This window comes from Arthrobacter sp. Y3225209 (genome assembly GCF_059090685.1).
In genome coordinates, this window is sequence record NZ_JBNHFW010000045.1 from 1 (window position 1) to 11,438 (window position 11,438).

The 11,438-nt window shown below is 65.6% G+C and carries 9 protein-coding genes and 1 pseudogene; 8 read left to right on the forward strand and 2 right to left on the reverse strand.

All coding sequences use genetic code 11. The annotated features are described in order from the left end of the window. Nucleotides 1-382: 382 nt before the first annotated feature. From AC5RVB_RS16200 to ndk, 6 genes are all read left to right on the forward strand, one after another. The gene (locus tag AC5RVB_RS16200; RefSeq protein ID WP_494143163.1) at nucleotides 383-1,261 is read left to right on the forward strand and encodes an endonuclease domain-containing protein; all 879 of its coding nucleotides are present in this window, start codon (nucleotides 383-385) and stop codon (nucleotides 1,259-1,261) included. A gap of 10 nt (nucleotides 1,262-1,271) precedes the next feature. Next, entirely contained in the window at nucleotides 1,272-2,030 is a 759-nt protein-coding gene (locus AC5RVB_RS16205) for an SDR family oxidoreductase (protein WP_227927671.1), read from the forward strand. A 408-nt stretch (nucleotides 2,031-2,438) separates the two neighbouring features. Next, nucleotides 2,439-5,744: an isoleucine--tRNA ligase gene (gene ileS / locus AC5RVB_RS16210; protein WP_494143164.1), complete on the forward strand. Its 3,306-nt coding sequence runs from the start codon at nucleotides 2,439-2,441 to the stop codon at nucleotides 5,742-5,744. Then, a complete protein-coding gene (locus AC5RVB_RS16215; protein ID WP_227901567.1) occupies nucleotides 5,744-7,123 on the forward strand; it encodes a bifunctional folylpolyglutamate synthase/dihydrofolate synthase in 1,380 nt (459 codons plus the stop codon). Before ileS ends, AC5RVB_RS16215 begins: the two co-directional genes overlap by 1 nt. 10 nt (nucleotides 7,124-7,133) lie before the next feature. After that, nucleotides 7,134-7,610, forward strand: coding sequence for a DUF4233 domain-containing protein (locus tag AC5RVB_RS16220; protein WP_494143165.1), 477 nt, complete (start codon nucleotides 7,134-7,136; stop codon nucleotides 7,608-7,610). A 39-nt stretch (nucleotides 7,611-7,649) separates the two neighbouring features. Next, on the forward strand, nucleotides 7,650-8,066 hold the full coding sequence (ndk, locus tag AC5RVB_RS16225) for a nucleoside-diphosphate kinase (RefSeq protein ID WP_227901569.1): 417 nt from the start codon (nucleotides 7,650-7,652) through the stop codon (nucleotides 8,064-8,066). 76 nt (nucleotides 8,067-8,142) lie between these two features. Here ndk and AC5RVB_RS16230 read toward each other — a convergent pair whose 3' ends face one another. Beyond that, on the reverse strand, nucleotides 8,143-9,249 hold the full coding sequence (locus AC5RVB_RS16230) for an SDR family oxidoreductase (protein WP_227901571.1): 1,107 nt from the start codon (nucleotides 9,247-9,249) through the stop codon (nucleotides 8,143-8,145). Between the two features lie 119 nt (nucleotides 9,250-9,368). Between AC5RVB_RS16230 and AC5RVB_RS16235 the strand changes: the two genes are divergently transcribed. Beyond that, complete coding sequence (locus tag AC5RVB_RS16235) at nucleotides 9,369-10,013, forward strand: maltokinase N-terminal cap-like domain-containing protein (RefSeq protein ID WP_227901573.1); 645 nt, start codon at nucleotides 9,369-9,371, stop codon at nucleotides 10,011-10,013. A gap of 30 nt (nucleotides 10,014-10,043) precedes the next feature. On the opposite strand, the gene AC5RVB_RS16240 is transcribed toward AC5RVB_RS16235, so the two are convergent. Beyond that, nucleotides 10,044-10,598, reverse strand: coding sequence for a vitamin K epoxide reductase family protein (locus tag AC5RVB_RS16240; protein ID WP_227901587.1), 555 nt, complete (start codon nucleotides 10,596-10,598; stop codon nucleotides 10,044-10,046). Nucleotides 10,599-11,127: 529 nt separating this feature from the next. Here AC5RVB_RS16240 and AC5RVB_RS16245 point away from each other — a divergent pair. Further along, nucleotides 11,128-11,438, forward strand: a pseudogene (locus AC5RVB_RS16245) (hypothetical protein); the annotation flags it as partial.

Consider the following 11,438-nt stretch of genomic DNA (forward strand, 5'->3'; position numbering starts at 1 on the left):
GCCCGGCGGGGCGCGGGTGCGGCGGGGTGCGGGGGGCGGTGCCGGGCACCCGGCTCGCACAGTTTCCCGTCGAGTGTGAAGCCTGTGGCGGGTGGGACCCCACTGGTTGCCGGCAGCCCCACCGAGTGGGAAATCCTGTAGGGGCACCGAGCTGCTAAGTGGAATGGCACGCACAGTTTCCCATCGAGTGTGAACCCTGTGGCGGGTGGGACCCCACTGGTTGCCGGCAGCCCCACTGGATGGGATTTCGTGGCGACTTATCCGGGGTGGTTGGAAAGTGGCACCCTCCACAGGGTGCCACCTAGGCGAGCCATCCGGGCCGCTGTGCACATACCGCATCCCGTCTCCGGGGTTGGTCCCTTCAGGGGACGAAACTGGCGGAATGCAGCAACTTGAACTATTCCTTCGAGCCCGCCACGGTGTTGCCGGATACGGGACGCTGACGGCGAACCGATTCTCCCGAACGGAAATCGAACGGGCAACGAGTGCAGGCAGCATCCGACGGATAGCCAGGGGGACCTTCGCCGTCCCGGATGCCGATCCGGAGCTGGTGGCGGCGGCACGCCACGGGGCATCCCTGACCTGCGTGTCCGCAGCGCGGCTCCTGGGCTGGTGGGTGCTTGTACCAGGTACCTGTGCCCATATTCGCCGGAACTCCTCCAAAGAGATCCCGGGTACGCGTCTTCACCGTGGACAGCGCTCGGCACACCGTCCGGTGTCCCTGCCGGAGCAGATTGTCCACGATGCCTTCAAATGCCTTCCCCGTGTGGAAGCCTTGGTCCTGGCCCAATCAGCGGTCATACGTGATGCTGTGGGGTTACCACGGCTCCGCCAGGAATTCAGCGGCCAGCGGGATTGGCCCATCCGCCTACTACTGGACTCCGTCCGCCGCACTACGGCGTCTCCGCTGGAGGTCTGCGCCCGTTTCCACCTTCTTGCCGCCGGGATCCGATTCGCGGAGGAAGTGGTGGTGCCCGGGGTCGGCAGGGTGGACTTTCTTATCGACGGATGGCTGATTGTGGAGATAGACGGGTATGCCTTCCACAGCGGGCGGCTGGATTACCGAAAGGACAGACAGCGGTGGAACTGCTCAGCCTCCGGAGGCTGGGTCACCTTGCGGATTACAGCCGAGATGATCCTGCACCACCCGGACGAATTCATTTGCCTGGTGATGCGGACACGGGACAAATGGGCGGGCGGAGCTCCCCGGGGCGACGCAACCGTCCGTCACGGAACGGGGCAGGCCGCAAACCGTGGCTAAAGTAGCTCCCATGACTGAGATCACACCCAAGCGGGCAGTAGTTACCGGAGCAAGTTCAGGCATTGGAGCCGCCGCTGTGCGGGCGCTCCGGGCCTCAGGATGGGATGTGGTCGCGGTGGCCCGGCGTGTGGACAGGCTGCAGGCGCTCGCGGATGAGACAGGCGCCGTCCCCGTGGCCGCGGACGTTACCGACGATGCGTCCGTGGCGCAGCTGGCGGAAACGGTGCTGGCCGGCGGGGGAGTGGATGCGCTGATCAACAACGCCGGAGGGGCCTTCGGGTTGGACTCCGTTGCCGGGGGCAGCATCAGTGACTGGCAGCGGATGTATGACGTCAACGTCCTCGGCGCGCTGCGGATGACACAGGCATTCCTGCCGGCGCTGCGGGCCAGCGGCCGCGGTTCCGTCCTGCTGCTCACCTCGACGGCGGCCTCAACAGCCTATGAAGGAGGCGCCGGGTACTGCGCGGCCAAATCGGGCGAGGAAATGCTGGCCCGCACCCTGCGTCTGGAAGAGGCTGAACATAACGTCCGGGTGATCGAGATAGCTCCCGGGATGGTGAAGACCGAGGAGTTCTCCCTGAACCGGCTGGGGGATCCGAACGCGGCGGATAAGGTGTACGCCGGTGTCGAGAAGCCCCTGACCGCCGAGGACGTTGCCGAGGTCATGGCCTTCTCCCTGAACCTGCCGCACCACGTGAACCTGGACCAGGTGGTGCTGCGGCCGCTGGCGCAGGCAGCCCAGCACAAGGTCATCCGCACCGGCAGCTAATCCGTCCCCGCAGCCGGGCCGGCCGTTCCCGCAGCCGGGCCCCGCAGCCGGGCCGGCCGTCCCTGTGGCGGCGGCCCGGCCCGCGGTCAGGCCCGCACAGGCTGCGGTGCTTCGACAACCGGCGCGGGCGTGGCCTAAACTTGTGCGAAGCAGCTTCGACCCGGCTATCACCGGTGAGCTTCCGGAAGAACAGCCACCCCGCTCCGGCGCGGAGGGCCCAGTAGAACCGGACGGGTAAGCCCGTCACAGCAGTCAACGAGCGGCAGTCGCGCGTTCCCCGGCACCCAGCGGGGCACACACGGCGGCAAGCGAGGTGGTACCGCGGTTTACCGCCGGTCTTCGGGCCGGAACGGGACAGCCGCCCTCGCATCCTGAATTCCACAGCCAGATTTACTTGCCGCTAACAGGATGACGATTATGCCCTCTGTATACCCCAAGGCCAGCACCGGCGACGGCGCTGCCGTTCCCTCCTCGCCCAAGTTTCCGGAACTCGAAGAACGGGTTCTGACGTACTGGGACAAGGACGGCACTTTCCAGGCCTCCATTGACGCCCGTTCCGCCGGTCAGGATGGCGACAACGAGTTCGTCTTCTACGACGGCCCGCCGTTTGCCAACGGATTGCCGCACTACGGCCACCTGCTCACCGGCTACGTGAAGGACCTGGTGGCCCGCTACCAGACCCAGCGCGGACGCCGGGTTGAGCGCCGCTTCGGCTGGGATACCCACGGCCTGCCGGCCGAACTGGAAGCCATGAAGCAGCTGGGCATGAGCGACAAGGTCCAGATCGAGAAGATGGGCATCGACAAGTTCAACGATGCCTGCCGTGCCTCGGTTATGAAGTACGCCGGCGAGTGGCAGGACTATGTCACCCGCCAGGCCCGCTGGGTGGATTTCGAGAATGACTACAAGACGCTCAACGTCGAGTACATGGAATCGGTCATCTGGGCCTTCAAGACCCTGCATGACAAGGGCCTGACCTACAGCGGTTTCCGGGTGCTCCCGTACTGCTGGAAGGACGAGACTCCGCTCTCCAACCATGAGCTGCGCATGGACGACGACGTCTACAAGATGCGCCAGGACCAGACCGTCACTGTGACGTTCCCACTGATCGCCGGTGACAACGCGCTCTCCGCCGAGCTGGAGGGCGTCAAGGCCATCGCCTGGACCACCACGCCGTGGACCCTGCCCACCAACATGGCCCTGGCCGTCGGACCCGAGGTCAGCTACGCCGTCGTGCCCGCCGGCCCCAACGGCACCCAGGCCGGCGAAGGCCGCTTCCTGCTCGCCGAGGACCTGGTGGGCTCCTATGCCAAGGACCTGGGGTACGACGACGCCGATTCCGCCGCCGCGGCCGTCGCCGCTGTGCACCTGGGCAAGGACCTGGCCGGACTGCGGTACGCGCCGCTCTGGGACATCTACACCGACACGGAGAAGTGGGGGACGGAGAACGCCTGGCGGATTGTCACGGCCGACTACGTCACCACCACCGACGGCACCGGTGTTGTCCACCAGGCTCCGGCCTACGGCGAGGATGACCAGAAGGTGTGCGAGGAAAACGGCATCCCCGTGATCCTCTCCGTGGACGAGGGCGGCAAGTTCCTGCCCATGTTCGCGCAGACCGCCCTGGAGGATATCGCCGCCCTGCAGGTCTTCGATGCCAACAAGCCGATCACCCGCGCCCTGAAGGCCGACGGCCGGCTGCTGCGCCAGGCCAGCTACGAGCACAGCTACCCGCACTGCTGGCGCTGCCGGAACCCGCTGATCTACAAGGCGGTTTCCTCCTGGTTCGTGGAGGTCACCAAGATCAAGGACCGCATGGTCGAGCTGAACCAGCAGATCAACTGGATCCCGGACAACGTCAAGGACGGCCAGTTCGGCAAATGGCTGGAAAACGCCCGCGACTGGTCCATCAGCCGCAACCGCTACTGGGGCAGCCCCATCCCGGTCTGGGTCTCGGATGACCCCAATTACCCGCGCACCGACGTCTACGGATCCCTGGCAGAAATGGAAGCGGACTTCGGCCGGCTGCCGCTGAACAAGGAGGGCAAGCCGGACCTGCACCGCCCGTTCATCGACGAGCTGACCCGGCCCAACCCCGACGATCCCCGCACCCCGGAAGAGGGCCAGTCCACCATGCGCCGCGTGGAGGACGTGCTGGATGTCTGGTTCGACTCGGGTTCCATGCCCTATGCCCAGGTGCACTACCCGCATGAGAACGCCGAGTGGTTCGAAAGCCACAACCCGGGCGATTTCATCGTGGAGTACATCGGCCAGACCCGCGGCTGGTTCTACACCCTGCACGTGCTCGCCACGGCCCTGTTTGACCGGCCGGCGTTCCGCAACGTCATCAGCCACGGCATTGTCCTGGGCTCGGACGGGCAGAAGATGTCCAAGTCGCTGCGCAACTACCCGGATGTCTCCGAGGTGCTGGACCGCGACGGTTCCGACGCGATGCGCTGGTTCCTGATGGCCTCGCCCATCCTGCGCGGTGGCAACCTGATTGTCACCGAACAGGGCATCCGTGACGGCGTCCGGCAGGCCATCCTGCCGCTGTGGAACGTCTGGCACTTCTTCAGCCTCTACACCAACGCCGCCAACAACGGCAACGGCTATGAGGCAAAGGCCCGCTACGACTCCACCGAGCCGCTGGACCGCTACCTGCTGGCCGCCACCGGCGACCTGGTGCGGGACATGACCGGCGCCCTGGACACCTACGACGTGTCCGTGGCGTGCGAGATCCTGCGCGCCTACACCGACACCCTGACCAACTGGTACATCCGCCGCAGCCGCACCCGGTTCTTCGACGAGGATCCGCAGGCCTTCGACGTGCTCTACACCTGCCTGGAAACGGTCTGCCGGGTCGCCGCACCGCTGCTGCCCCTGATCGCCGAGGAAATCTGGCGGGGACTGACCGGCGGCCGCTCGGTGCACCTGACCGACTGGCCGGATGCGGACCTGTTCCCGAACAACCCGGAACTGGTCGAGCGCATGGACCTCACCCGCCGGATCGCCTCGGTGGGTTCCTCCCTGCGCAAGGGAGCAAACCTGCGGGTGCGCCTGCCGCTGTCCGAAATGACCGTCGTCGCCCCGGATGCCGAAGCGCTCTCCGGCCAGTTCGCCGCGATCATCGCCGACGAACTGAACCTGAAGAACGTGCGCCTGGTCGAGGCTGCCTCCGCAGACCCGGCCGAGTTCGGCATCAGCCAGAAGCTTGTGGTCAACGCCCGGGCCGCCGGCCCGCGCCTGGGCAGGAACGTCCAGACCGCCATCAAGGCCGCCAAGTCCGGCGACTGGTCGGTGGACGACGCCGGTACGGTCACCGCCGGCGGCCTGGCGCTGGAAGAACATGAGTACACCCTGGAAACCGTCGTGGAGTCCGGCGACGGCGAATCCGCGAAGGCGGTTGCCGTGCTGCCCGGCGGCGGCTTCCTGGTCCTGAACACCGAGGTCACGCCCGAGCTGGCGGCCGAAGGCGTGGCCCGCGACGGCATCCGTGCCATCCAGCAGGCCCGCCGCGACGCGGACCTGCACATCAGCGACCGCATCCGCACCACGGTTCGGACGGGGGAGGCCGAAGCCGAAGCGCTGGCGGCCAATGCCGAGCTGATCAAGGGGGAGACCCTGACCGGTGAACTGATTGTTGTCGGCGACCTGACGGTCACCGACGACGACAAGGACACCGACAAGTACATCGTCACCGTGGAGAAGATCTAATGAGTGCAGCAGACCGTCCGTCCGGATCCATTGACGGCTTCTCCGTGGAAAGCGTGTACGCCGAACTGCTCAGCCGTGCCCCGGAAAACAAGATGGAGCCGCGCATGGCTCCGCTGTTCCGGGCCATGGAGGTGCTGGGGGAGCCGAACAAGGCCTTCCCGATCATCCACATCACCGGCACCAACGGCAAAACGTCCACGGCGCGGATGATCGAGGCGGGCCTGCGCGCCTACGGGCTGCGCACCGGCCGCTACACCAGTCCGCACCTGACCAGCGTGACTGAACGGATCAGCATTGACGGCGAACCCGTCAGCGATGAAACGTTTGTCCGGATCTGGGATGAAATCCGCCCGTACCTGGACATTGTCGACGCCGAGCTGGAGGCGGCAGGAGAGCCGCGGCTGACCTACTTCGAGGCTGTCACCATCCTCGGGTTTGCCGTCTTCGCCGACGAGCCGGTGGATGTGGCCGTGATTGAAGTGGGCCTCGGCGGGATCACCGATGCGACCAACGTGGGCGACGGACAGGTTTCGGTGGTCACTCCGATCTCCCTGGACCACACGGACCTGCTCGGTGACGACGTTGCCGATATTGCCTATGAAAAGGCCGGCATCATCAAGGAGAACGGGTTCCTCATCAGTGCCGCCCAGCCGATGGAAGCTGCGCAGGTGCTGCTGGAAAAGGCGCACGAGGCCGGCGTCCCGTTCCGGTTCGAAGGCGTCGAATTCGGCGTGGACTCCCGGGTTATGGCGGTGGGCGGCCAGATGGTCACCATCAACGGCCTGGCCGGACGCTACGAGGACCTCCTGCTTCCCCTGCACGGGGCGCATCAGGCGGAGAACGCTGCCGTGGCCGTGGCGGCGCTGGAAGCCTTCATTGGCGGCGGCACCAAGGAGCTCGACGTCGAACTGCTGCGTACCGGGTTCTCCACCGTGACCTCTCCCGGCCGCCTCGAGGTGGTGCGGACCGCCCCCACCATCGTGGTGGATGCCGCGCACAACCCCGCCGGGGCCAAAGCCACCGCCGAAGCGCTGCGTGAAGCGTTCAACTTCAGCACGCTGGTGCTGGTGGTCGGCATCCTGGCGGAAAAGGACGCCGTCGGCATCCTGAGTGAGCTGCGCGAGCAGCTCGGGGACCTGGTCAGCAGCGTTGTCCTCACCCAGTCCAGCTCGCCGCGGGCCATCCCGGCCGAGGAACTTGTCCAGGACGCGGTGGATGCCGGGTTCGCGGACGAGGACATCCAGGTGGAGGCCGGCTTGGATAACGCCCTGGAACGTGCGGTGGAAAAGGCCGAAGAGAACAATGACCTGTCCGGCGGCGTACTGGTTGTCGGATCCATCACCGTGGTCGCCGAAGCGCGCACCCTCCTCGGAAAGTAGGCAGCCGGTTATGGCAAAACTGACCAAGGCCCAGCGCGAATGGCGCCCGGGCATGCCCAAGAAGCGCCGCTCCGTGAAGGTTATGTTCGCCTCTACCGTGTTGACGCTGGAAGCCTTCGTGGTGCTGTTCGGCACCCTGGCGGTCTTTGGCCTGCACCGCGGCACCATTTCCCCGGCGCTGCTGCTGGGCGGCGGCGTGCTGCTGGCAGCAGCGCTGGTGGGCACCTGCGCCCTGTTGTCCAAGCCCGCCGGGCCGGTGATCGGTTGGATCCTGCAGCTGGTCATCATCGCCACCGGTTTCCTGGAACCCATGATGTTCCTGGTGGGTGTGCTCTTCGCCCTCACCTGGTGGTACGGGCTGCGGGCCGGAATGCGGCTGGACCGGGAAAACCGTGAACGGGACCGGCAGCAGGCTGAATGGGAAAAAGCGCATCCGGGGGAGACCGGTGCCGCTGAGGGCCCGGAAACTGCTCCCGGCACCGACTAGGCTTAGACCAGACACCCGAACTTTCTAGGAGATACAACCGTGAGCACCGAGCGCACACTCGTCCTGATCAAGCCCGACGGCGTCCAGCGCCGCCTTACCGGCGCCATCCTGGCCCGGATCGAAGCCAAGGGCTACACCGTGGCGGAACTGAAGAAGACCGAAGCCACCCGGGCCATCCTCGAAGAGCACTACGAGGAGCACCAGGGCAAGCCGTTCTATGAGCCGCTCGTGGAGTTTATGCTCAGCGGCCCGATTGTTGCCGCCGTCCTGGAAGGCGAGCGGGTCATCGAAGGATTCCGGTCACTGGCCGGCACCACCGATCCGACGACGGCGGCCCCGGGCACCATCCGCGGCGACTTTGGCCGCGACTGGGGAACGGCAGTCCAGCAGAACCTGGTTCACGGTTCAGACTCGCCCGAGTCCGCAGCACGCGAAATCGGCATCTGGTTCAAATAGCCTGAGGTTCTCAAAAAGGCCGGCACCGTTTGCGGTGCCGGCCTTTTCCGTCTCCTGCGCGCCGGACGCAGCGGGATCAGGGAATGAGGTTCTCGCTGCGCAGCCGCAGGAACAGATCCTTGAAAGCGTTTTCGGTGCGCCGGTAGCCGGTAAAGCCTGCCAGCCGGCTCTTGCTCATGTCCGTCAGTACCTCCACCTTGCGGCCCAGGTCCGCGTCCGTGTGCCACCACGAGGCCAGCCGCCCGAGGTCGGTTTCGGCCAGATTGTGCCGGACAGCCAGTTCCTTCCAGGTGTCACCCATTCCGGCCATCTGCTCCTCCAGCGGCCGGATTTCGCTCTCGAAGCCCTCCGGCTCAACGCCAAACCATTCAGCCAGCCGCGGCCACAGGCTGCGCCAGCGGAACACGTCGCCGTTGACCACGTTGAACGCCTCGTTGGCCGTATCGGGGTCCGTGGCTGCCCAGAGCATGTGCTCGGCCAGCAGGCCTGCGTCGGTCATATCCGTGACCGAGTTCCACTGGGTTTCGGAGCCGGGGAAGACAAACGGCATCCCGAGTTCGCGGCAGAGGGTGGCCTGCGCCGCCAGTGTCTGGCCCATGTTCATGGCATTGCCAACAGCGAAACCGATGACGGTGTGGGCGCGGTGGACGGACCAGGCGAAGCCCTGCCGTTCCGCGGCAGCCATCAGTTCGTCTTCCTGCGCATAGTAGAAATTGTCCACCGGCAGCCGGGGCTCGTCTTCGGAGAACGGCGTGTCCGGCATCGGGCCCTCGCCATACGCCTCAAACGGTCCCATGTAGTGCTTGAGGCCGGTCATCAGGGCCACGTGCTCCAACGGTGCATGGGTCAGCGCGGCCAGCAGGTTGCGCACCATTGCCGAGTTCACGGCAATGTTCTCCGCCTCCGTCTCCTGCCGGGACCAGGAGGTGAAAAAGACGTGGGTGGGCCGGGTGTCGGCCAGCGCTTCCGCCAGGCTGTCCGGAGACGTCAGGTCCGCTGCCACCGGTACGACGTCGGGGCGCGCCGGGTCGGCGGCGCCGCCGCTGCGGGACAGGGTCAGGACGGTCCATCCCTCCCGGGTGAGCAGGTCCACCAGGGCAGCACCGGCAATGCCGGTAGCCCCGGCTACCAATGCTGTGCGGGGTGTGGTTTCGGGTGGCTGGGCAGCGTTCGTTCGACGCATGGAACTCCTCTGGATGGTGCGGGACCGCCCGTAAATATCCTCCGGGCGGTTAAGGCGGGAACCGGAAACGGGTGCCGGAAATTCCGCACCGGTTAGCCGGTTACGCCTAAGCTGTGCCCATGGCACTCATTTATGACGCCGAGCTGCGTCCCGGCAAGATGGACCTTATTTCAGACTGGCTGCCCACAACGGTGTGGTTCCCAACGCAGGAACCGGTGACCGCACAGAAGCTGTGCGCCTTCCGGTTCGACGATCCGGAAGGCGCCGTGGGGATCGAAACCCTCATTGTCGCAGCGGGCGGGGTGACGGTGCAGGTCCCGCTCACCTACCGCGGTGCGCCGCTGGCCGGTGCCGAGCGGTTCCTCATCACCGAGATGGACCACTCCGTCCTTGGCCGTCGCTGGGTCTATGACGCACTGGGGGATCCGGCGTACGCCCAGGCGCTCGAAGCGGCGCTTTTTTCCAAGCAGGGCCAGGCAGCCCAGTACACCGAACAGAATGGCGTCCGCGAACTCCTGCCGGAATCCATGAAGGTACGCAGCAGCGGAATGCCGGACGGCGCCGAACTGGTGGATGCACCTCCGTATGAGCCGCAGGACTGGACCGTGTCCGTGCTGGAGCACAGCGGCTGGGAATTCTCGGTGGTCCGGCTGCTGGATCTGGACGGACGCACCGCACCGGATCCCTCACTGGAAGCCACCTGGCAGGACCAGGAGATACCTGTGGTGCTTGCCTGGGGAATGCCGGTTCAGGGCGGCCGCTAGCGCACACCGGCCGCGGGCTGAAAGGGGGTCCTAGCCGCCGATAAAGGAGTTGAGGAACCGGAAGAAGATGGATGCCGCCGTCGCCACCCACAGGAGCACGACGATGGCCCAGGCCCAATCGGTCAGGAACCGGACCAGCCCCGCCGAGGCGGGTATAACACCGGATGCCAGGTTGCGGATGGTGGTGAAGACAAACAGCGGGATCATGGCGGCCCAGACAACGATGCAGTAAATGCACAGCACGTAAATGTCGAAGAGCGCCTGGCTCCACAGCCAGACCACAAATGCCATGCCGAGGGTGACACCGATCTGCAGTCCGATCCAGTACCAGCGGGCAAAACGCGCACCGGCCAGCAGGCCCATGGCCGTGGTGATGACAACGGCGAAGGCGACTATGCCTATCAGCGGGTTCGGGAAGCCGAAGATGGAGGCCTGCCAGGTTTGGAACACCGTGCCGCAGGAAACCCACGGGTTAATGTCGCAGCTGGTGATGTAGCCGGCGTCCGCGTAAACACGCAGGCGTTCAATGACCAGGATTCCCGACGCTATCCAGCCAACCACTGCCGTAATCAGCAGCGTCCACATAAACGAGCGGCGTTCGCGGGGGACCGCTTCTGCTTCGCCGCCCCGAACGCGGGACGGTTCCGGGGATACGTTGCCCGGAGATGGGCGGGCTGCACTGGATGGCACGGAAGCTCCTTAGCCGAGTAGTTGTCTGCGTCGAGTCTATGCGTTGGGGAGGGCCAAAAACGCGGCCGTATGAGATAATGACTTTGGCTGATGGCGGAACCACATTCCGTCACCGGTCCAGCGACAGGCTTCCGGTTCTTCCGGTGATGCTTCCCATGTAGCTAGCCCATCAATCCGGATGGGAACCAGGGAATCCGCCGGCCAGACCTACCCATAGCCGAAACGTAGTTATCCGTTCCGCATAGGTAGCAGGAAAAGCGCCGCTGGTCTTCGAGTGATACCGCGCCCCACAGCTGGCACGACCTCGAATGACATCCAGACGACTTCCGGCTGGCGGGCAGGCTGCGATGCCACCGTACAGCCGACTCATTGCCCTTTGGCATTGGAATGTGGCCAGTGCCGCAGGGCCGGAGCATAGGCCTAAATGAATAATCCAGACATTGTGAATGACCAGAACGATGCCCTGAATGCTGAGGGCGCCGCGCCGGTAAAGAAAGCGACCCGCAGCCGCCGCAAGTCCGTTCCGGCATCATCGCCAACGGCGTCTTCCGCCGCTGACACGGGTGCAGGAACCACCGCTGCAGCAAACACGCCGGAACAGTCCGTCCCCGCAGCGCCGCAGGCGGACGTTCCCGCTGAGCCGGCGGCAACAGAAAAGCCCAAGCGGGTGCGCGCACCCCGCAGGAAGCCCGCCGCTGCCGAGACTCCCGCTGCCGAGACGCCCGCTGCCGAGAC